The 22,422-nt window shown below is 59.7% G+C and carries 18 protein-coding genes and 1 riboswitch; of the genes, 16 read left to right on the forward strand and 2 right to left on the reverse strand.

The window, feature by feature from the left end; genetic code table 11:
- Positions 1–188: 188 nt before the first annotated feature.
- The 4 genes from Enr8_RS21575 to Enr8_RS21590 all read left to right on the forward strand — a co-directional run bounded on the left by Enr8_RS21575 (position 189) and on the right by Enr8_RS21590 (position 5,837).
- Complete coding sequence (locus Enr8_RS21575; protein WP_146435669.1) at positions 189–2,096, forward strand: hypothetical protein; 1,908 nt, start codon at positions 189–191, stop codon at positions 2,094–2,096.
- A gap of 132 nt (positions 2,097–2,228) precedes the next feature.
- Positions 2,229–2,966 (forward strand): hypothetical protein, encoded by a 738-nt coding sequence (locus Enr8_RS21580; protein WP_146435671.1) that lies wholly within the window; start codon positions 2,229–2,231, stop codon positions 2,964–2,966.
- Positions 2,967–3,056: 90 nt separating this feature from the next.
- Positions 3,057–3,944: a formylmethanofuran--tetrahydromethanopterin N-formyltransferase gene (fhcD, locus tag Enr8_RS21585; protein WP_146435673.1), complete on the forward strand. Its 888-nt coding sequence runs from the start codon at positions 3,057–3,059 to the stop codon at positions 3,942–3,944.
- 594 nt (positions 3,945–4,538) lie between these two features.
- Positions 4,539–5,837, forward strand: coding sequence for an AAA family ATPase (locus tag Enr8_RS21590; RefSeq protein WP_246120197.1), 1,299 nt, complete (start codon positions 4,539–4,541; stop codon positions 5,835–5,837).
- 634 nt (positions 5,838–6,471) lie between these two features.
- Here Enr8_RS21590 and Enr8_RS21595 read toward each other — a convergent pair.
- The gene (locus tag Enr8_RS21595) at positions 6,472–6,933 is read right to left on the reverse strand and encodes a RidA family protein (RefSeq protein WP_146435675.1); all 462 of its coding nucleotides are present in this window, start codon (positions 6,931–6,933) and stop codon (positions 6,472–6,474) included.
- A gap of 281 nt (positions 6,934–7,214) precedes the next feature.
- Here Enr8_RS21595 and Enr8_RS21600 point away from each other — a divergent pair, with 281 nt between their 5' ends.
- The 12 genes from Enr8_RS21600 (at position 7,215) to Enr8_RS21655 (ending at position 20,994) form a co-directional block, all read left to right on the forward strand.
- Positions 7,215–8,759: an MFS transporter gene (locus tag Enr8_RS21600; protein WP_146435678.1), complete on the forward strand. Its 1,545-nt coding sequence runs from the start codon at positions 7,215–7,217 to the stop codon at positions 8,757–8,759.
- A gap of 390 nt (positions 8,760–9,149) precedes the next feature.
- Positions 9,150–9,225: riboswitch (cyclic di-GMP riboswitch) on the forward strand.
- A gap of 184 nt (positions 9,226–9,409) precedes the next feature.
- On the forward strand, positions 9,410–9,613 hold the full coding sequence (locus Enr8_RS21605) for a Flp family type IVb pilin (RefSeq protein WP_105336408.1): 204 nt from the start codon (positions 9,410–9,412) through the stop codon (positions 9,611–9,613).
- 325 nt (positions 9,614–9,938) lie between these two features.
- Positions 9,939–10,505 carry an A24 family peptidase gene (locus tag Enr8_RS21610; RefSeq protein ID WP_146435680.1) on the forward strand — a complete coding sequence of 189 codons (567 nt, stop codon included), beginning with the start codon at positions 9,939–9,941 and terminating at the stop codon, positions 10,503–10,505.
- A gap of 113 nt (positions 10,506–10,618) precedes the next feature.
- Complete coding sequence (locus tag Enr8_RS21615) at positions 10,619–11,026, forward strand: TadE/TadG family type IV pilus assembly protein (protein WP_146435682.1); 408 nt, start codon at positions 10,619–10,621, stop codon at positions 11,024–11,026.
- A 186-nt stretch (positions 11,027–11,212) separates the two neighbouring features.
- Positions 11,213–12,373: a Flp pilus assembly protein CpaB gene (gene cpaB, locus Enr8_RS21620; RefSeq protein WP_146435684.1), complete on the forward strand. Its 1,161-nt coding sequence runs from the start codon at positions 11,213–11,215 to the stop codon at positions 12,371–12,373.
- 79 nt (positions 12,374–12,452) lie between these two features.
- Positions 12,453–14,075, forward strand: coding sequence for a type II and III secretion system protein family protein (locus Enr8_RS21625; protein ID WP_146435686.1), 1,623 nt, complete (start codon positions 12,453–12,455; stop codon positions 14,073–14,075).
- Positions 14,076–14,174: 99 nt separating this feature from the next.
- On the forward strand, positions 14,175–15,431 hold the full coding sequence (locus Enr8_RS21630) for a nucleotide-binding protein (protein WP_146435688.1): 1,257 nt from the start codon (positions 14,175–14,177) through the stop codon (positions 15,429–15,431).
- 240 nt (positions 15,432–15,671) lie between these two features.
- A complete protein-coding gene (locus Enr8_RS21635) occupies positions 15,672–16,997 on the forward strand; it encodes a CpaF family protein (protein WP_146435690.1) in 1,326 nt (441 codons plus the stop codon).
- 39 nt (positions 16,998–17,036) lie between these two features.
- Positions 17,037–17,999, forward strand: a complete 963-nt coding sequence (locus Enr8_RS21640) for a type II secretion system F family protein (RefSeq protein ID WP_146435691.1) — start codon at positions 17,037–17,039, stop codon at positions 17,997–17,999.
- Between the two features lie 8 nt (positions 18,000–18,007).
- Complete coding sequence (locus Enr8_RS21645) at positions 18,008–18,967, forward strand: type II secretion system F family protein (protein WP_146435694.1); 960 nt, start codon at positions 18,008–18,010, stop codon at positions 18,965–18,967.
- A 241-nt stretch (positions 18,968–19,208) separates the two neighbouring features.
- Complete coding sequence (locus Enr8_RS21650) at positions 19,209–19,745, forward strand: hypothetical protein (protein ID WP_146435696.1); 537 nt, start codon at positions 19,209–19,211, stop codon at positions 19,743–19,745.
- A gap of 205 nt (positions 19,746–19,950) precedes the next feature.
- Positions 19,951–20,994 (forward strand): tetratricopeptide repeat protein, encoded by a 1,044-nt coding sequence (locus Enr8_RS21655; RefSeq protein WP_146435698.1) that lies wholly within the window; start codon positions 19,951–19,953, stop codon positions 20,992–20,994.
- A gap of 85 nt (positions 20,995–21,079) precedes the next feature.
- Here the strand turns inward: Enr8_RS21655 and hemL are convergent, their stop codons facing one another.
- Positions 21,080–22,360 (reverse strand): glutamate-1-semialdehyde 2,1-aminomutase, encoded by a 1,281-nt coding sequence (gene hemL / locus Enr8_RS21660; RefSeq protein WP_146435699.1) that lies wholly within the window; start codon positions 22,358–22,360, stop codon positions 21,080–21,082.
- Between the last annotated feature and the right edge of the window lie 62 nt (positions 22,361–22,422).

Below are 22,422 nucleotides of genomic sequence, written 5' to 3' on the forward strand. Positions count from 1 at the left end.
ACCAGATCGGCTGGGCGATGCCTTGAATCCGGAAAAGATAGGGGAAAAGCGACCAATTGGTTGCGTCATGATCGCCGCCTGGGTAGGTTGCAGAATACTCCTCTAGCGGAAAGTTCGCTCCACCCTCAGCGGCGGGCTCTTGGGCTGGGAACCAGTGCCGGCGATCGCTGACTTTTCAAGGTTTCTCCATGTTCCGGTTGCGCGTTTGGATGTTGTGGACCGTGGCGATTGTGATCGCCCCGCTGGCGCCAGCTTCGGCTCAATTTGGCGGCGGTGGTCTTGAGGACGGGTTTGGCGGTGGGTACGGCTATGTGCCGCCGGCGCCACAGCCGCAACTGCCCGCCGTGCAACTGGCGGCCGACTATGTCAACCAGCCGATGCCGCAGTTGGAAGAGCGCCGCGCCGTCGAAGCGATCTTACAAAAGCGGGTCCACTGCCAGTTTGTCGATACGCCGCTCGACGTGGCGCTGTCGCGAATCGGCGCCCAGGCGAACGTGACGATGTTTGTGAACAACCGGGCGCTCGAAGACGTCGGTTTATCTACCGATACGCCGGTGACGTTCCAGGTCCGCAATACGCGGCTTCGCACGGCGCTGCAGTTGATGTTGCGCGAGATGGATCTTACGTTTCGCGTCGAGCCGGGCCGGATCGAAGTGACGACGCCGGAAGAGGCGGAGTCCGATTTGCGAACCGCCTACTATCCGTGCGATGATCTGCTGACTATCTACAATGGCAACCAACCTGACTTCGACCCACTGATTCAACTAGTCACCACCACCGTCGAACCGGAAGACTGGGAAGAGTTGGGCGGTCCCGGTTCGGTTCAACCAGCCAATGGGGGCCTGGTCGTCTCGCAGATGGATCATGTCCATTACAAGGTGCGGCTGCTGTTGGCGGCGCTGCGGCAGGCCAGGGCTCTCTCGAGCGATAACTACGATCCAACGCCGATCGAAATGGGAAGCCAGCGGTTCTTTCGCGAGCAGACGCAAGCCCGACTGTCGGTTATCTATTCCGACTTCAACGTGCGCGATACGCCGCTGGAAAAGGTGGTGCAGATGCTGAGTCAGAGAACCGGCGTGCAGATTTTGATCAACAACCGGTCGCTGGAGGACGTGGGCCTGTCGACCGACGTGCCGGTCACCGGCGACTGGCGCGAGACGACGGCGCTGACGGCGCTGGGAGACATTCTTACCGAGCTCGACCTGGCGCCGCAGTACTACGACGAGCTGTTGGTGATCACGACGCCGGAAGAGGCCGAACGCGAGCTGGTGCGGAAGGTCTATCCGATTCGCGACTTCTTTGCGAAGGAGAGCTGGATGCCCGGCGGCGATCCGTTTGAGGGCGATTCGACCCAGCGACAAAAAGCGTCGCGGCATTATGTGGCCGACTACGATTCGGTGATCCAGTTGCTGACGACGACGATCGAACCGGAATCGTGGGAAGAGTTGGGCGGACCAGGCGCCATCCAGCCGCTCGCCGAATCGGACGCGTTGGTGATCAGTACGGTCGAAGAGATCCACGCCAAGGTTGAGCAGCTATTGCGCGAGGTCCGAGCGGGCCGCATCGCCCCGGTTCCCTCTCCCGAAGAAACGACCGGGTTGGGAAGTTACATGCCGCTGCCACTGCCGGTCAGCGATCAGACAGTTGATCGGACGCATCGTGTGGAAGGGGTCGATGATGGTCGCCGCCTGGCCCAAATCGCCCAAGATTTGCAGCAAGGGATCGCCCCAGGCTCGTGGGATGGGCAGAAGCGGTACATCGTCACGCTGGGAACCAATCAGCTAGTGGTGCGCCACAACGCCCAAGTGCAACGCGAAATCAGCGGCCAGCTGCGCCGCATCGCCCGGGAAAATGGCGCCGGGCAAACGGTACGAGCCAACCGTTATGACGAACCGACCATCGCTCCTAGGACGACGCCACACGGAGGCGGCGGGTTCTTTCAAGCCGACGGCGCTAATTCCGCCGATCCCTTTGCCGCACCGCCGAACGCTGATCCATTTGATGGCAGTCAAGACCCGTTTGGCAGTGGCGATCCGTTCGGAGGACCAGATAATCGTTTCGCCGGACCTGGTGACGACGATCCTTTTGGCTCCTGACAACACTTGCTCCCACAAGCAAAGCCCTCTCGCCACGTGCTCGGAAGAAAACCTATGCCCTCACGTCTGTTAATGCTGACGCTCTCGGCAATCGTTGCGTTTGTCTCTTGGACCCAGGCCTAAGAGCCGCCGGTGACGTTAGTCGACGGCTACTTTGATACCCTCAATCAACAGCAAGCGGCCGCCGAGGAGACGCAAAAAAAATTGCAGACGCCAGTCAGCTGCAACTTTTCGGTCTTCCCGCTGACCGAAGTGGCGAAATTTCTGGGAGAGAAAGCGGGAGTCGAGATCCGTATCGACAAGCGCTCGCTGGAAGATATGGGCCCGCTGATTTATCCGCTGGCGGACTTGCCGAAAAAGTTGAACTTTGCCACCGATCGAGACCCCGTCGGCGGCGCGCCGGCGGAACGTTCGCTGGACGAGTTGATCACGGCGGTGTCGCTGCCATCAACCGACGAGTCGGCGGAGCAGGAGAACTCGCTGCTCGGTTCGGCCGATTGCCGGATGATCATCCAGACCGAAGCGGAACATCGCAAGCTGGTGCAGTTTCTGACAGCGCTGCGCAAGAGTCATAGCCAACTGCAACCAGGCACGCCAGGACGACGAACGATTGAGTATCGTCTGTTCGACTCCAACGGCGATCAGTTGTCGCCGAACCGACTCGGCGTCGTCGCGATTCGCCTGCAGGCCGAACTGCGGCAGTTGGACTGGGACGATAACGAACATTTCATCGTCGTCGACAAAGAGCTGGTGATCTCGCAAACCGACGCTGGCCACAAGGCGATTTACCGCAAACTCATCGAGTGGTGGATCACCGCCAAGACCGACGCGCCCCTCTTTCCGCCTGCCGAGCCGCAAGGTGCGAAGTAGTTCCCTTCTTGCGTTTCTGGCGGCAACCGGGGAGACTGGGCTTTTCGCTGTTTCTTTACTGCGGCGGCCTAGATTGCAAAGTCAAACCTCGTGAAGCTTGGGCCTACAGAAATCGTCGACACTTTCGCCGAGGCGTTCGGCATGCGGTATTGCCGCGTGATCGTCACGGCGCATGACCCCCATTGGTTAGACGCGGCGGTGCGCGAGCTGTGCGGCTATGGCACTTCGGTGATTGCCTGCGACGCCGAAGTGGGCGTCGACCAGTGGCTCTCCACCGACGAGTCGCCCGATGGACGCGTTGGCGCGGTCGTGCTGGCGTTCGGCTTTTCGACCGACGCCCTGGGCAAAGCGATCGCCAACCGGATCGGTCAGTGCGTAATGACTTGTCCCTCGACCGCGGTTTTCGATGGCATGCCGCAGGCGGAAGAGAAGGTACCGCTTGGCAAGCGGCTTCGCTTCTTTGGGGACGGCTTTCAAAAGAGCAAGGTGATCGCCGGGCGTCGCTATTGGCGGATCCCGGTGATGGATGGCGAGTTTCTGTGCGAAGAGTCGCTCGGCGTCGCAAAAGGAGTCGCCGGCGGCAACATCTTGATCCAAGGCGCCACGCAACCGACGACGCTCGACGCTGCCCGGCGCGGCGTGGAAGCGATCCAGCAGGTGACCAACTCCATCACCCCGTTCCCCGGCGGCGTCGCCCGCAGCGGCAGCAAAGTGGGATCGAAGTACAAAGCGCTGAAGGCGTCGACCTCCGACCCGTACTGTCCGACGCTCCGCAGCCGCGTCGAATCGCAGGTAGTCGAAGGCGCGAGTTGCGTGCTGGAGATCGTCATTGACGGCACCACCGAAGCGTCCGTCGCCGCCGCCATGACCGCGGCAACCAACGCCGCCGCCGGCGAAGGCGTCCTGGCAATTTCAGCCGGCAACTACGGCGGCAAACTCGGCAAGTTCCACTTCCATTTGCACCAGCTCCTAGCGTAGGGCAGGCCATGCCTGCCGAGGGCAAACACCCCGAAAAAAAGCCGAGACCCGAAAGCGGCCAGAAGCCACCTCCGGCGTAGGGTCCGCTGTGCGGACCAGGAACCTGCCCACACGCAATTTTCTCTCACCGCGTGGCAACGCAAGTGAGCCGCGCATCGGTCCGTAGGCTGTGTCAAGACCCAGCAGATCTCACTCGCCGGTTGGCCATTCTCGGCGCTTCCGACCGCATTTTGCTGGGTCTCGACCCAGCCTACCCAGGACCTACGAAGCGTCAAAAAAGGCTTGCAAAAATGCCTGGCATTTCGTACACTACATCCCTCAAAGTTGCGGGCGTCTGATCAATCGCCCGCCGAGCCAAAATTCTTCGCGCCCTGCATGGCGGCAAGGCGAATTTTCCAAGCACGCAGGTCGCTGATAGCCCTCCCTGCGCGCTGAGCGAAGCAACTTCCCACCGGGCGCCACTGGCCTTCCGCCAGTGTTCTTCATGATCGAAGTGACGCGGTTGAAGTATGGAGCTGGATATCGATTCACGGAAGACACTGGCTGAAGGCCAGTGGCACCCAAATTTTGTTTTCACAAACCAAGGGAAATCTCATGCGCCGAGCCCGAATTCAGAAGTTTCAAACCCGGATGCGTCAGTTGCGAAAGGAACTGCGAGCGAAGGAAACCGCCGAGCAACTCGCCGCCGACCGAACGAAAATCATCGAGCGGCTCGACGCGCTGACCACCGACGATTCCGCTTCCAAGGATATCGACTTCTTCCGCAGCGATGTCGGCGGCGGTGATGAAGCGAAAGAGACGCATCGCACGCTCTCGACTGCCGAACTAATCGCCGAGCGAAAGCCGCAAGAGTGGCTCTTCCCGAATTTGCTCACCAAGAACGAACCGGCCGTGATCGTTGGGCCGAGCAAGACATTAAAGTCGTCGCTGGCGGTCGATCTCTGCGCGGCGCTCGCGACCGGCGGCAAGTTTTTGGGAGAGTTCGCCGCTGAAAAAGTGTTCCGCGTCGGTTTCGTCGGCGCCGACAACAAGCAATCGCAGCTCACCGACTTGGCGGTGCGGTGGAGCGCCGCGCGCAAAGAAAACCCGTCGCTCGAAAACCTGCAGTGGTTCATGGCGGTCGAGGAGCCGGCGGCTCCGGAGAACCTGGAGAGCCTGCGTCAGTGGATCGAGAAGTTTGAACTAGAAGTGGTCGTGATCGATCCGCTGAAGCTCGGTTCCACCAACAAACGCAAGCAGGCCGAAGCAATTCAAACGCTGGTGAAAACCATTTCGAAAGCCGGCGCCACGCCGATCCTCTGCGTGCAGACTCGCAAAGAAATGAAGCCGGGAAAACTCGATGCGTCGATCCTGGCCGGCAGTCTCGACTTCGCCCAGCAATGGTTATTGGTGAATCGTCGCGAAGCGTTTGAGTCGGGTAGCGGAAAGCACAAACTCTGGCTCTCGATCGGCGGCTACGCCGGGCAAGGTGGCGAGTGGGGCGTCGATATCGACGAAGGCAAACTGACCGATGAGGGGGGCCGGCGGTGGAACGTCACTCTTCGGGAAGCGACCGAGATCGAAGCCGCCGCGAAGCAGGCGAAAGAAGACGTGAAGTTCGAAAAGCTGGAGTCCCAACTCCGCCGCGTCTTGATCGACGCTGGTGAAAACGGCCTGTGCAAATACAACATCCGCAGCAACAGCGGCATGAGCGGCAGCAAATTCGGCCCGACCTGGGACCGGATGATGACCGCGGGGAAGATCGTCGAGATGCCGAAAGAACCCCATTCGACGCTCAAGCGATATACGTTGCCGCCGGAGAACGAAAAAAATGAAAACGATCGGTCCAGTCCGCCAGTCGACGCCACGCACGAAACACGAACCCGAGGCGCGAGCCGAGGAAATGCGGTGTGAAGCCAAGCGAAACCATCGTAGCCCGACGCGCGAGCGAGGGAAATGCGGTCGGAAGAAAGGTCGAACACCGAGGCCACGGACGAGCCGGGAGAAGTGCGGTCAAAAAAAACGTGCGCTGCGGTCCAGTGTCGCACTTGCAAAAAGCCCCAACGGGGCGACCTAAAGTAGCCCTGGGTATTCGTTGGGTAATTAGATCGTTAGCCCTGAAGGGGCACGCTAAAAAAAGGCGCGGCGGTGGTCCAGTCCCGATCGACGTCGGCGAGCGAAAAAAATGCAAACCATCGGTCCAGTCCATCGCAGGATACGAACCGACATTCCGCGCCATTGTTAGATCGCCCCGGTGGGGCTGATGACGATGCGGGCTGTTTGCCAATTCGGAAATTTTGAAGCTGGCGGTCCAGTTGGTGTTGTTTGCCAAACGGGCATTGGCGCAGGTTCTTGGTCCGCACAGCGGACCCTACGGGGATGGGGGATCAAAAAACGTGCGGGCTGCGGTCCGGTTTGTTGGCTTGCGGGCGGATTCCCTCGGCTTGCGCACTCGGGCTACGTGTTTGTCTGCTTTCGGCTTTTCTTTCCACATTCGCAGCTCGGCGGATACGGTCGACTTACCGTATCCGCCGGCTGCCGAGTTGCCTTATTCGACTTCGAAGATCGCTTCGACTTCGACGATCATGTTGCCGGGCAGGCCGCTGACGCCGATGGCGCTGCGGGCGGCGACGCCGTTGTCCGCGCCGAAGACTTCGGCCATCAGTTCGCTGAAGCCGTTGATCACGGCCGGGTGCGCGGCGAAGTCGTCGACGGCGTTGACCATGGCGAACGTTTTGACCAGACGCTTCACCTTGTCGAGGCTGCCGAGGTGGGCCTTGAGGGTCGAGAGCATCGCCAGGCCGGTTTGCCGGGCGGCGTCGTAGCCTGCCTGTTGATCGACGTCTTTGCCGATCTTGCCGGTGGAGAGGCTGCCGTCCATTTGCAGGGGGCCGTGACCCGAGATGTACGCCAGGCCGTCGTGGATCAGGACCGGCTTGTACAAGCCCATCGCTTTCGGAGCAGGGGGGAGTTCCAACTTCAGTTCGGCGATTTTGGCTTCAGCGCTCATCGTCTTTGCTCGCTCAATAGTGATCGAAAATAGTTTGAGGGGAAGCCGGGAGTATAACATTGCCGGCGATGGGCAGAAACGGGCCGCCAGCCGGGGTTTGCCGAAGCTGGGCGGTAGTTTGCGCGGGGCGCCGTGTGAGGGAAAACTGCCGTAGTTTTCGGAGCAAAATCAGCGACGGACATTGCGGCGATTCTTCACCTTGCTGGCTACGCAGGCTAGAATGCGACCTCCTCTGTAGCCGCATCCGTGCCCTCCATTTGTGAACCCTCGGGGATTGTTGAATGAACGTATCGATCTTTTTGCGCCTTTGTTTGATGATGTTCATTCAGTTTTTCGTCTGGGGATCTTGGTACGTAACCGCCTACCTCTATTTAGGGAAGGTTGGCTTTGGCGGCCCCGAAATTGCCTGGACCTACTCGGTTGGTCCGATCGCGGCGATCATCTCGCCGTTTGTGGTCGGGATCTTCGCGGATCGCTTTTTTGCGACCGAGAGGGTGCTGGGGACGTTGCACATCGCAGGGGGACTGTTCATGTTTGCTGCGGCGACGGTGATGAACGTGGGAGATCCGGCGACGGCCGATCCAGCGGCTCTGCCGGCGCCCTGGCTGGTGAATCTGCTCTTCTTTGGTCACATGTTGTGCTACATGCCGACACTGTCGCTGACCAACACGTTGGCGCTGCATAACATGACCAACCCCGAGACCGAGTTCCCGCCGATTCGCGTGTTTGGCACGATCGGCTGGATCGTCGCCGGGGTGTTGGTCAGCTTTCAAGCTTGGGACGCGGCGATCAACCTGTTTTACCTGGCGGCGTTGGCGGGGATTATCATGGGCCTGTATTGCTTCTCGTTGCCGCATACGCCGCCGCCGGCGAAGGGGACCGAGCTGCGGATTGGCGCGCTGATCGGAATCGACGCGTGGGGCATGTTGAAGAACCGTTCGTTCCTCGTCTTTATTCTCAGCTCGTTTTTGATCTGCATTCCGCTGGCGTTCTACTACCAGTTGGCGGGCAAGTACGTCGACGCGTGCGGGATTCCCAACCCTGCTTTCAAGATGAGCTTCGGTCAGATGTCGGAAATCATCTTCATGATCTTGATGCCGCTCTTCTTCGCCCGGTTAGGAGTGAAGTGGATGTTGATCTTCGGCATGTTCGCCTGGGTTGTGCGTTATGGTCTGTTTGCGGGCGCTTCGTTTGACGGGACGTTCTGGATGGTGATTGTCGGCGTGGCGCTGCACGGCATCTGCTACGACTTCTTCTTCGTCACCGGTCAGATTTATACCGACAAAGCGGCGAAGCCGGCGATTCGAGGACAGGCCCAAGGCTTGTTGGTGTTGTTTACTCTGGGCTTGGGAATGTTCGTCGGCGCCCAGATTGGCGGCCAGGTAGAGAGCGCGTTGACCGCTCCGGCCGAGCAGAAGGATGAACTGTTGGCCAATGCCGCCAAGATTGAAACTGGCATGAAGTCGTTGGCAATCGCCGAGAGCGCCGCGACGCAGGTCGCCGCTCAGGCGGGCACGTTGGCCCATGAAGTCGCGCCAACCACGATGACCGTTGAAATCGGCGGGGACGTCACGCCGTTCGACGCGACTTTCTCGACCTCAGACGGGCAAGAGAAGCTGCAGGGCGAAATCGCGGAGATTGGAACGAAGCTCGACGAAGCTCGCCAAGAACGTTCGAAACTGCTGTTGCAAACCTTGAATTGGTTCTGGGTGTGGGCGATTCCGTGCATCTTCGCCGGGTTGATCATGGTGATGTTCGGGTTAATCTTCAAGGATGTGCCGGCGACGCCCAAGGAAGAGGAAGAGTCGGCCCCGGCGGCCCATTAAGAAGAGTATCGGCAGTGGGCCAAACGACGTTTTGACCCGCTTCGGCGCTAAAAAAGCGAGGCGAAAAAGAGGCTGGCCTGCTGGGGCGAGCCTCTTTTTTTGCGGGGGCTTTCTGCGCTGCGAAGGGCGAAAAGCCTATTTTCCCCGAGAAAAACGAGGGAAACAGGCCTTGGCCGAAAACTTGGCGGATTTTCTCCAGATTTTCTAAAGCGTGCGATTTGACTCAGATCGGATCCGACCTAGGTTTCAAGTGAACGGGGGAGTAGCCGAACAGGCCAAACCTTGCTCGGCGACACAACGTCGCCGTCATTTCCTGTCGCTTCCGGAATTCTCCGAGCATTCGAAAAACTCGTTATTTCGGTCAGACAGGCGATGGCCTGCTGCCAATCGTCCTCGAAAAGGCAAACCGATCGTGAGGTCGGGACGCAAAGCCAAGGGCCATGCAAATGGTCGCCAGGCTGCCGAAGGGTGTGGTGCGAACGTTCGCACCGCGAATGAGCCTAGATGGCGAAACGAAGGACGTGGCGAAATTCGTCGTAGGTTGATTTTCAGTTGCAGCTTGCAGGCCGACGTCGGAGACAACGTCAGCGACTGAGAGTCAAAATCGCATCCTTGTTAAATGCCGCTTTTAGGCACTGTGGAGAGATCTCATGAACGTTCTCGCTCAAAAGATTCAGAATTTCCTGGTATCCGAAGATGGCCCGACCGCGGTTGAGTACGCCGTGATGTTGGCCCTGATCGTCATCGTATGCTTGACGGCCATTCAGGCCATCGGTACGCAGGCGAACGCCACGTTTACCAAGATTGGTAACGACATGTCGACCGCCAACGCCACCGGCGGCGCCACTCCGTAGTCGACCGACGACCAGCAGGGCGTGCGAGTTAAATCGCACGCCCTACCCGTTTATTCGAAAAGCCCCTTTGACGTCCTCAGCTGGTCGACGCCAAAGCGGGCTTTTTTTTTCGCCGCCGATCGACGGCTGGCGATGGGGAAAAGGTAGTGACGCGGCGGAGCGACTCGCCACCGTCGTGAAAAGTAGCGGAAAACCTGCGGCTGCGTCCGTCGTCACGTGCGGCGCATGCTACGTTTTCTGACCAGTCCGCGCAGGCCGCGCGGATCGACACGATTCATGAGAAGACCGAGAAGCGATCTCGGCGGGGAGCACTCAGGAGAGAACCATGGAATACGTAAACGATTTGGGCGCCGCGATCGCGGAGCATTGGCCGGTTTGGGTTGTGACCATCACCTTGATCGTCGCTGCGGTGATTGACGGCTTTCAGCTGAAGGTCCCCAACTGGATCACGTTCCCCTTCATCATCGCCGGCTGGATCTACAGCGTGGCGGCGTTCGGCTGGGAAGGTCTCGGCTGGAGCATGCTGGGCACGGTCGTCGGTTTGGCGCTGTTGCTGCCGGCTTATGCGATCGGCGGCATGGGCGCGGGCGACGTCAAGCTGCTAGCTGGCGTTGGCGCCTGGATGTATGGCACGACCACGTTCTACGCATTCTGCATTTCGGCCGTTGTCGGCGCGGTGCTGGCGATCGGCATGGTCTTGTTCCGAGGGGCTTGGGAAAAGCACTCGAACCAGGCCTGGATGATTTTGAACGAAATTCTGACGATTCGTGACCCGAATCAGCTTTCGGCGATCGCCGCAGAACGGAAGCCGACCATGATGTTGCTTCCGTACGGCATCCCGATCGCGATCGGCTCGATCGCCTACTTCATTTGGATGGGAATGCTGGTATGACCCCCACACGAACCGTCTCTGCGGAAGCTGACGTAAATCTCGAGACCTGGACGCCATGTAAAGATGGGTCGACTTTAACGACGCATCAGTTCAGGTTACATCGACCTTGCCGATTGTACCGATCAAAACGAACGGGAGCGGCTGTCGTCGAATTCGCGATCGTCGCGCCGCTCTTCTTCCTGTTGGTGTTCGGCATGATCGAATACGGCCGGATGGTGATGGTTCAGCAGGTGATTACGAACGCGTCGCGCGAAGGAGCTCGCCGAGCGGTTCTCGATGGGACGACCACTAGCGAAGTGGTCGCCGCGGTCGAAGAATTTCTCGACCAGGCTTCGGTCAACGGACCGAACCTGCAGGTCCGTGTGACGCCGGATCCCCCTGGTACCGCCGAAAATGGCGACCCAGTGGGAGTGACGATTTCCGTTCCGTTTAGCGACGTCAGTTGGATCCCTTCCCCGATGTATCTCGGGGGAACGACGTTGGAAGCGAAGACGGTAATGCGTCGCGAAGGAATCAAATAAACGACTCCAGATGGCGCCAGATGCGACAGTGGAATCGACTGAATCGGTTGTAGTGGTGCGCTGGCGTGGGTTGGCTTCGCATCGAAAGTACGCCGATGAAGGAATTAACTATTTTGCGCTATGGCCAAGCGCTCATTGCTAGCACGTTTACGACGGCACGGAGGCTAGCAAACTAAGGAAACATTCATGCGTCCCAAATCGTTAATTCTGATCGTATTCGCCCTGGGCTGTGGGCTGGTAGCCTCGATCGGCATCAGCCAGGTTCTGGAAAGCAAAAGCCAGCAGGCCGCCGCTCCCCAGATAGAGATGGAGAACATCTTCGTCGCGATCGAAGATATCGACATCAACGAGCCGCTGACCCCGGAACTGATCAAGCTTGAGCCGTGGCCCAAAGACAAAGTGCCCGAAGGCGCGGTCACCAACCTGGAAGAGCTCGAGAATCGTCGCCCCCGCGTGCGTCTGTACGCTGGTGAGCCGATTCTGGAACGCAAGCTGTTTGGGTCGAACGAAGACAAGGGCGCCTCGAAGATGATTCCGTCGGGCTACCGCGTGCACTCGGTTCGCGTGACCGCCGAGAGCTCGGCCTCTGGGCTGATCTTGCCGGGCGACCGCGTCGATGTGCTGGTTTACCTGCGTAGCTCGGGCGCAATCAACAAGACGCTGACCCGCACCATTTTGGAGAACGTGCGCGTCTTCGCGGTGAACGAACAAACGCATCGCGAAACCGACTCGGAAGGAAACACGATCAACGCCAAGACGGTTTCGCTGCTGGTGAAGCCGAGCCAGGTCGAGATTTTGATGTTGGCGAGCCAACTGGGCCAATTGAGCCTGTCGCTACGTCCGCCGAACGAACAAGTGACCGACGCCGACGAAACCGACGACGCCACGGTTGAGGAGCTGTTGGGCATCGACGAAGACGCTGACCCGAAGAAGACGGAACGCAAGCCGATCGCCAAGAAGGAGTCGGACTCTGGCGGCGGGTTCCTTGGTTTCCTGCAGAACTACGGCGGCAGCAAACCGCTGGAAGTTCCGGTCGCCGAGACCGGCCCGCAGTGGACGATGGACCTGCTCGACCCGAACGGCGTGCGTCGCTTTGAGTTTGGTGAAGAAGGCAAGCTTCCGACCGAAGTCGCACCGGGCGCCGCCAGCGCACCGTCGCCGGCTCCGGTTTCCGTCCCAATGCAAGGATTGGGCGCTCCGGCGATGCCGCTGGGACCGGGCTTCGCTCCGAATGGAGCGGGCGCCGCGGGCGGTCTTGGACTGCCGAGCGGAATGACCGGAAGCGGCGATTTGAGAATGGATGACGCGTCGCCTGACGACGCGGCTCCGCAGGGCCTGGATGACTAAGTAAGCAGACAACGGAATTCGATTCGGGCAAGTGGGTTCACGGATTGAACGCACGCCCAATACGCAAGGATGTTCACGGATGATCACTTTTCGCCGCCCTCTGGGGTTTCTGTATCGCTGTGCGGTCGCTTGTATGCTGACCGCACTGGCGACCGCCGCCCACGCCCAAAATCCGGGCGCCGTGCCGAGCGTTAACTTTTCGGTCGACGCTCCCAATCAGCGATTGGAGATGATGGTCAACTCCAGTCGCATCTTCACGCTGGACGCCAAGATTCCGAAGGCGCAGGTCAACAACCCTGACTTGCTGCGGTTGACCCCGCTGGCCCCGAACAAGATCCAAGTCTCGGCCCTCAAGCCGGGCGTGACGCAGGTCAACCTGTGGAACGAGGACGGCAATATCCACACGATCGACGTGATCATCATCGGCGACGGTCGCGAATTGCAGCTGTTGCTCGAGACGGAGTTCCCCAACTCCTCGATCAAGGTGCGTCCGCTGGCCAGCAGCGTCGTGCTCTCGGGCTATGTCGATCGCCCGGAAGCGGTCAGCCGAATCGTGGCGATTGCCGAAGATTACTACCCGAAAGTCATTAACAACATCAACGTCGGCGGCGTGCAGCAGGTGATGCTGAAGGTGAAGGTATACGAAGTCTCGCGCACCAAGTTGCGTCAGCTCGGCATCGACTGGGCCTCGATCGGCAGCGAGTACTTCGTCAGCTCGACCGCCTCCAGCATCCTGGGCCCGGCCGGCGTGTTGACCAGCGGCGCCCGCGACGGCCTGGAAGCGACCGCCCAAACGGTTCAGTTTGGCGTGCTCGGCTCGCAAACGCAGTTTTACGGTTTTATGGAAGCCCTGCGGCAAAAAAACGTCGCCAAATTGACGTCGGAACCGACGCTGACCACCATTAGCGGACGACCAGCGAGCTTTCTGTCGGGCGGTGAAGTGCCGATTCAAGTCGCCTCCGGCCTCGGTACTACCTCGATTGAGTTCAAAGACTTTGGTACGCGAGTCGACTTTGTGCCGATCGTCTTGGGTAATGGCAATCTGAAGTTGGAGGTGCGGCCAGAAGTGAGCGAAGTCGACGCCAGTTTGGCGGTCGGTGGCACGCCTGGTTTCCGGACGCGACGGGCCGACACCGCCGTCGAGATGAAAGCGGGACAGTCGATGGCGTTGGCCGGATTGATTCAGGAAAAGATCGAAACGGAAAGCCGCGGTGTACCGTACTTGGCCGATTTGCCGTGGGTTGGCGCCGCGTTCCGCCGCAACGTCGATCGTCGCAACGAAGTAGAACTGTTGATCATCGTGACGCCCGAGTTGATTGGCCCGCTCAATCCGGAAGAAGTGCCGTGCGAATACCCCGGCTCGAACACCGGCATCGTCAACGACTGCGAACTGTATGGTCGCGGTTATGTCGAAGTTCCGGCTTGCCCGCCGGGCGGCGCCTGCATCGATGGCGGCATGCCGGGGATGATCGGCCCGTACGACGGCGAAAACATCGCCCCGGGACCGCCGGTGATCGAGATGTCGGAACCGGTGATTCAGGGTCAGATGATGCATTCGCCGGCTCCGGCGCATCAGCCGGCCCCAGCCCCGAGCCCCGCTCCGGCCAAGCCGGCGATGGTGGAAACGTCAAATCCGCTGCAGCCGGCGCTGTCGGAACCAGCGTTGATCGGACCGGTCGGTTATGACGCTTTGAGATTTTAAAAGCGTCGCGCCGATCGCGTACTACACTTACTTAACTTGCACTTTGGCTAAGTCCGTCTGTAGTAGCGCCTTGGCGACGCATTAAGAAGAAAAGCGGCTATGAACAACGTATTACGAGTCGCGTTGGTGGATCCAACCGACTCGACGAGAGAAATGCTGAAGTCGACGCTGCTCGGCATGGAAGTAATCTGGCTCGAAGCCGAGTGCTCTCGGTACGAGTTCTTTGCGGACGTGGTCGGGCAAACCAATCCCGACATTGGCGTCGTCTCCCTGGACGGCAATCCCGAGAAAGCGCTGGCCCTGATCGAAGAGCTGCACGACGTGAATCCGGAGTGCAGCATCCTGGTCGTCAGCGCCTCGACCGATGGCAACATGATCTTGCGCTCCATGCGCGCCGGCGCCAAAGAGTTTCTGACCCACCCCGTGGTGCTGGAAGACCTGGTCGCCGCCCTCGAGCGAATCAGCAATCAGAAGTTCGGCAAGGGCGAATCACGCTCGCGCGGTTGTCGGGTGATCACCGTTGGCGGCGCCACCGGCGGCGTCGGCGCGACTAGCCTGGCAGTCAATCTCGGCTGTATCCTGGCGTCGAACGAGAAGAACAACGTGGTGCTGATCGACCTCGATCTCGCCTTGGGCGACGCCGACGTGTTCCTTGACACCATTCCCGACTACACGTTGGTCGACGTCGCGCAGAACATCCAGCGACTCGACTTCAACTTGCTAAAGCGATCGTTGACCAAGCACTCGTCCGGTCTGTACCTGCTGCCGCGACCGGTGCAGTTGCATGACGACTCGCTGATCAGCCCAGCCGACTTCTCTCGCGTGATCGGCTTGCTTAAGGCGACCTTCACGCACCTGATCATCGACCTGTCGAAGGGGTTCCGTCCGCTCGACTTCGTCGCGATGCGAGAAGCGCATGACAACCTGATGGTGATTCAGCTTGATCTTCCCTGTCTGCGCAACGTCGTGCGGCTGATGATGTCGTTTGCCGAAACCGACGGTTTGAAAGAGAAGACCCGCATCGTGGTTAATCGCGTCGGCCTCGACTCGGGCCAGATCAGCCTGAAGAAGGCGCAGGAGACGATCGGCAGCGAGATCTATTGGCAGATCCCCAACGACTATCGTGTGATGGTCGAGGTGCGCAACAACGGCGTGCCGCTGATCGAACAGGCTCCTCGGGCCGGCATCACGCAGGCGATTTCGAGCCTGGCCGATGCGTTGTCAGGCGACAGCAAGAAGGCGGCCGCGGCCGGCAAGGCGGGAATCAGCCGTTGGTTTGGCTTCCTCGGCGGCAGCAAGCAGGCCGGCGAAAAGCAAGCTTCGGCCGAAGAGGGCGAAGAGACCGTCTCGAAGTAGCCGTTGGCTCGCATTCTCGTGAAACAAGGCCCCGCCAATCTCGAGCCGGGCGTGGGTCGCAGTTGCCGCAAAATCGGTACGACCCGATCGGTGCGCAAGGTCGCCGAAATTCTTCCGACATTGTCAATCGTATGACGTATATTTTCCACGAGGTCCAGTGGCCGTCGCCCCTGACGGTATGCGCTCGATTTCTAGAACATCCGCATATAGCGTCGCATGAAGCCGACGCGGAGAAAAGACATGTCCGTACGATCATTGAACGCAGAAGCGAAGAGCGGAGACGCGAAGCAGGCCGAATTCGAAAACCTGAAGCGTCGTATTCATGGCAAGCTGGTCGATAAGCTTGATCTCTCCAAGGTTGGCGAGTTGGAAGGCGAAGTTCTGCGCCGCGAGATTCGCTTGGTGGTCGAACATCTTTGCGATACCGAGGAGACGCTCCTCAATCGCAACGAACGGGAACGTCTGATCGAAGAGGTCTTGGACGAAACGTTCGGTCTGGGCCCGCTCGAATTGCTGCTGAAAGATCATGGGATCAGCGATATTCTGATCAACGGCCCCAAGCAGATCTACTGCGAAAAAGGGGGACGTCTCGAGAAAAGCCAGGTCACCTTCCGCGATAACAATCACCTGCTGCAGATTATCGACCGCATCGTTTCTCGGGTCGGCCGTCGTGTGGACGAAACCTGCCCGATGGTCGACGCCCGTCTGCCGGACGGCTCGCGTTTCAATGCGATCATTCCGCCGCTGGCGCTGGACGGCGCTGCGGTGTCGATTCGTCGTTTCGGCTCCAATCCGCTGAAGCTGGAGGACCTGCTCAACTACAAGGCTTTCACGCCTGAGATGGTGATGCTGCTGGAAGGCGCCATCAAAGCCCGGCTGAACATCATCATCGCCGGCGGTACTGGTTCCGGTAAGACGACGCTGCTGAACACGCTGTCGAGCTTTATTGCGTCGTCGGAACGTATCGTGACGATCGAAGACGCGGCGGAACTGCAGTTGCAGCAAGATCACGTGGTGCGGCTGGAAACCCGCCCGCCGAACGTCGAAGGGAAGGGGGGCGTGACCGCTACCGACCTGGTGCGCAACGCCCTGCGTATGCGTCCTGAACGAATCATCATCGGTGAGTGCCGCGGCGGCGAAACGCTCGACATGCTGCAGGCCATGAACACCGGTCACGAAGGCTCGATGACCACGATCCACGCCAATACGCCGCGCGACGGCATCGCCCGTATTGAGACGCTGATTTCGATGGCGGGCTTTGAGTTGCCGATCAAGGCGATGCGTCAGCAGATCGCCAGCGCGGTCGACTTGATCATTCAGGCTAACCGTCTGCAAGGCGGTCCGCGTCGCGTCACGCACATCACTGAGGTGATCGGCATGGAGCAAGACACCGTCGTGATGCAAGACGTGTATCGATACAACAAAACCGGCATCGATGAGACAGGGCGAGCTCGAGGCCAGTTTGAAGCGACCGGCGTCCGGCCGAACTTTATGGCGCGACTTGAGTCGGCCGGAGTTCGGCTTCCGGCCAGCGCGTTCCGACAACGCGTGATGTTGGTCGACTAACCCCTAGTTCCAGGAAGGCGCCAAACGAGGTAAGCCCCCATGTTGTCAATTGTAATCCCTATCGTCGTCTTTGTAGGCATCGCCGCCTTGGTAGGCGGCGTAGCGCTCAGTTTCCGGGGCGCCGGGAGCGAAGAAGCGGAAATGCGGCTCGATGCGCTGACCGGCGCTGGTCAGCCGCACGGAAAAGAGGCGGAGCAGAACACCGGGTTGCTCTCCGGTTTTCAGGACGAAGGAAACGCCCTGGAAGCCTACATCATGCAGTTCTTCAATCTCCGGTTGTTTCTCGATCAGGCCGACATGTCGATGTCGGTCGCCAACCTGGTGATGATTTGCGGCGGCATCGGCGCTGCCGGCGGCATCCTGCCGATCTTGCTGGGGGCGCCAATCTGGATCGCACCGATTACCGCGCTGTTATTGGCCGGCATTCCGATCCTGGTCGTCCACTTCAAACGCAAATCGCGGCTCAACAAGTTCGGCAAGCAGTTGCCCGACGCGCTGGAGTTGATCTCGCGGGCCCTTCGCGCTGGTCATAGCTTGGGCGCCGGTTTTCGCCTGGTGAGCGAAGAAATGGATGACCCGATCGGGCGCGAGTTTCAAAAGGTGTTTGAGGCCCAAAACCTGGGCGTTTCGCTGGAAGACGCGATCACCGACATGACCGAGCGGGTGCCGAACCTCGACCTGAAGTTCTTTGGCACCGCGATTATCTTGCAGCGCCAAACGGGCGGCGACTTGGCCGAAATCTTGGATAAGATCGGCCGCCTGGTTCGTCAACGTCTCGAACTGTTCGGCACCATTCAGGCGCTGACCGGCGAAGGTCGTATCTCTGGCATCGTGCTGCTAGGTTTGCCGCCGGCGCTGTTTGTGGCGCTGTGGCGACTCAACCCAGGCTACGTCATGACGCTGTTCACCGACCCGCTTGGCAACAAGATGCTGGCCGGGGCGATTCTGATGCAGCTGATCGGCGCGTACGTCATCCAAAAAATCATCGATATCAAAGTGTAGGCGAAACCATGGAATCATTATTCAGTTGGACCTTGTTGGTACCGCTGGCCGTCTTTGGTCTAATCGCTGCCGGCGTCTGGTGGTTGGTCGACGCGATGTCGGCGAGCGGTTCTCGCGCCGAAGATCGTCTGGACGAATTCAAAGACCCGGTCGGCAAGAAGGCTCGCGAAGATCGCGCTGGCAATGCGGTCTCGAAAGTGCTCGAGAAAGCGACGCCGGCGCTGGCCGCTCCGCTACAACCGAAAAACGTCAAAGACGCCAACGCGCTGAAAGAAGCATTGACCCACGCCGGTTTCCGTAGCGAGTCGGCCCCGCAGGTTTTCCTCGGGCTGAAGTTCGCCAGCTTGATGCTGGGCTTGATCGCCGGCGGCGGGTTGGTTCTTTTCCTGGGCAACTACACGCAAAGCGACCTGTTTAAGGGGATCGCCATCGCGGGCGTCTCGTTCTACATTCCGTCGATCGGTTTGTGGTACCTGGGCAAGAAGCGAAAAGAACAGATCTTCCGCGGTCTGCCGGACGCGCTCGACCTGATGGTCGTCTGCGTCGAGGCGGGGCTTGGTCTCGACCAGGCGATGCGCCGCGTTTCGGAAGAAATGAAAAAGACCTATCGCGTCATCGCCGAAGAGTTCGGCCTCTGTAACTTCCAACTGCAAGTCGGTCGCGCCCGTACCGACGTGTTGCACGAATTGGGAAGTCGCACCGGCGTCGAAGACTTGCGTTCGCTCGCGGCGATCTTGATTCAGGCCGATAAGTTCGGTTCCAGTATCGCTCAGGCGCTTCGCGTGCAAAGCGATGCGATGCGTACACGTCGTCGCCAGATCGCGGAAGAAAAAGCGGCCAAGACCGCGGTCAAGATGATCTTCCCGCTGGTGTTCTTCATCTTCCCCGGCATCTTTGTGGTGCTGGTCGGACCGGCCGCGATTACCGTGATCCGCGAGATGTTGCCGATGATGGCCGCCAACAGCTAATCGGCACAACCGGCAAAGCTTGACATGCAAAGCCTGGTCTCCCCCGCGGAGACCAGGCTTTTTTCAGAGGCTGCCGGGGGGAGGAATGTGAATCTGTACCGGCGCCGCGGCGACGATTGGCTGCGCTTGTCGCCACTGGCCGATAAGCCCTACAGCACCGGGCCACGGGCATGCGCGCCGCCAGCGCGCTTGAGAATACACCTAGCTAGTTGGACTAGCCCCCATCGCAGGAGATTGACGGATGAATCGAGGTCAGGGAATCGCGCTTGCCATTGCGGCCGCCTTCGCCATGGTGGGCTCTTGCGACGCCGGGTGGAGCGAATTCTGGGAACGTACCCATCTCGACTACGCGCGAAACAAGTGCTGGCCGGAACCGTTCGTCACCTACGACCGGAATGCGACCCGCAACTATCTGTCGCAGATGACCGCCAACGGCATCCGCCTGCAGAACACGCTGGGCGAAGCGCACTTCAACTCCGAAACCAACCAGATCACCCATGGCGGCGAGATGAAGATTCGCCAGATTCTGGAAGGTTTACCCGATCGTCGTGCGGTGTTCGTTCGCCGTGGTCTGACGCAGCAAATTACCGAGGCCCGCATGGTTTCGGTACAAGAGGCGATGACGCGGATCTTGGGCCCCAACGCCCATCCGGAAATCTACGAAACCGGATCGGAACCGTATGGTCGGCCGGCCGACTTCATCGACGACATCTACCGAGCCGAACGGAGTTCGATTCCGGCGCCGCGGCTCCCCGAGACGCAGTCCTCCAACAATTAGTGGGGGACTCGCCAACGAAAGCGGCGCCGGCAGGGGGGCGTCGCTTTTCCGGAAAAAGAGGCCAGTTTGCGACTTGGTTGCCGCTCGGCGCCATTTTCGGTGCAGAGCGACGGCAACTTGCGTCGAAAAGAAAACGGGCAGGTTATTCCGATTATGAGTGTGGCTGGTGCTAGCAGTCGCATACGCGTTCGCACGGAGGTGTCGCGTGGCCCTGAACAAGTCAGTTTTTCAATCTAAACCGCTGTGTGCCGGCATCGCCTCGCTTGCGCTGGCGGGCGCCGTGTGGACTTCGCCCCTTGCGGCTGAAGAAAACAGCGTCGGCCTGCTCAACAAGCTCCCCAGTTTCAACGTTCGTCAGGTGCAATTCACCAGCGAGAAGAGCGACTCGGATTCTCTGGAAGAGTACATTCGCGAGACCGAAGAGCGCAACAGCAAGAAGTCGAGCGGCAACAGCTTCACCCGGACGCTCAAGAACGCTGGCAAGAGCATCTCGGACGCCTTCACGACTAAATCGCAATCGACGGCTGTCGATGACCCGCTGAGCCTGTCGAACATGCCTGATCAGTTGGGCCCGACCATTTATCTAAGCGCCGGGCGTATGCTGGAACAGCAAGGCAAGTTCGAGGAAGCGGCCAAGCAATATCAGACCGCGCTTCAAGAGCAACCGGACAAACTGTTCGCCCTGCTCAGCGTCGCTCGGTTGATGGATCGTCAAGGGAAGTCGACTGCGGCCCTGGAGTACTACCAGAAAGCGGCTGAAGCGCACCCCGACAGTGCGATTGCGATGAACGATCTGGGGCTTTGCTACCTGAAGCTGAAGCGCTTTGACGATGCGATGGCGTCGATCTTCAAAGCGACCACGATCGAGCCCGAGAACAAGCGCTATCGCAACAACATGTCCAGCGCCCTGGTCGATGCGAATCGTTTGGAAGAAGCGTTTTCGCAGCTTGAATACGCCCATGGCGCCGCGGTGGCTCACTACAACCTCGGCTATCTCCTCTTCAAGAAAGGGGACGGGCACCTGGCTCGGCTCCACTTGAACCTGGCGATCGAGAAAGACCCCGACTTGGAATCGGCCCGCCAGTTGTTGATCATCATTGATCGGAATCAGCCGGAAGTCGCCGCTCGTCCGAACTACGGACAGCAGCCGAATCTTCGCCGGCTGCCTGCCGCGCCCAGCCCGCCGCAGCTGAACTTCAATCAGAAGTCTGTCGGCAACATGCAAACGCTGCCGCCAATCCGCCGCTAGTTGCGATCAGTTGAAGTACGAATCAAAAAGGACGCCGACCAGATAGGTCGGCGTCCTTTGTTTCTTGCTCTATCGGAACGGCGACTTAGGCGCCGAGAGCTTCTCGGGCGGCGGCGATCGTCGCATCGATGTCGGCCTCGGTATGCGTAACCGACAGAAAAAGCGCCTCGAACTGACTGCAGGGGAAATAGACGCCTCGGTCGATCAGCCCCCAGAAGAAGTCGGCGTATCGCTTGGTGTCGCTCTTGGCGGCGGTGTCCCAGTCGACGACAGGGCCTTCGCCAAAGAAGAGGGTCGCCATGCTGCCAACCCGGGCAACCGAGTGGGCGACGCCGGCATCAGTCGCCGCTTGTCCTAAGCCGGTCATCAGTCGCTCGCTCAGCTTGTCGAGTTGCGGATACGGGTTGGTCTCTTGCAAGATCGACAGGGTCGCGATTCCGGCCGCGGTCGCCAGGGGATTGCCGCTGAGCGTCCCCGCCTGAAACACCTTCCCGGCCGGCAGCACATGATTCAGAATATCGGCCCGACCGCCATACGCGGCGATCGGCAATCCGCCGCCGACGATCTTGCCCATCGTCGTCAGGTCTGGCGTCACGCCAAACAACTCTTGGGCGCCGCCCAGCGCCACGCGGAAGCCCGTCATCACTTCGTCCATCAGCATCACGGCGCCATGCTTGGTGCACAGGTCGCGGATTGCGGCCAAGAAATCAGGCGTCGGCACGACCGTTCCCATGTTGCCGACGATCGGCTCAAAGATCACGCAGGCCAGTTGATCACCATGTTGTTCAAATGCGGCGGTAAGCGTTTCGACGTCGTTGTAAGGCAGCACGATCGTGTCGGCGGTTGTGCCGGCCGTCACGCCAGGCGAGTTGGGCACGCCGAGCGTCGCTGCTGCGCTGCCGGCGGCGACCAGTAGGCTGTCGACATGCCCGTGATAATTGCCGGCGAATTTGATGATCTTGTCGCGACCGGTATAGCCGCGGGCCAGGCGAATTGCGCTCATCGTCGCTTCGGTGCCGCTGTTCACTAGGCGAACTTTCTCGACCGACGGGACGATGTCGATGATCAGTTCGGCTAAGTGGTTCTCTCGTTCGGTCGGCGCGCCGAAGCTGGTTCCTTGATCGACCGCCGCATGAATCGCCGCGCGAACCTTGTCGTTGCCATGTCCCAGAATCATCGGCCCCCACGACCCGATGTAGTCGATGTAGCGATTGCCGTCGACATCGTACAGGTAGGCGCCTTCGGCCCGCTCGATGACCAGCGGCTCGCCGCCGACTCCGCCAAACGCCCGGGCCGGGCTATTCACGCCGCCGGGCATCAGTTCTAAAGCGCGGTGGAAAATCTCGTGACTGCGGAAGCGTGACATGGGGGATCTTCTTTGAGGGGCCTGTTCGGGTGGCGAAACACTTCTTAGTTTTATAGTCAAAA

The sequence above is a fragment of the Blastopirellula retiformator genome, from assembly GCF_007859755.1.
Taxonomy (GTDB): Bacteria; Planctomycetota; Planctomycetia; order Pirellulales; family Pirellulaceae; genus Blastopirellula; species Blastopirellula retiformator.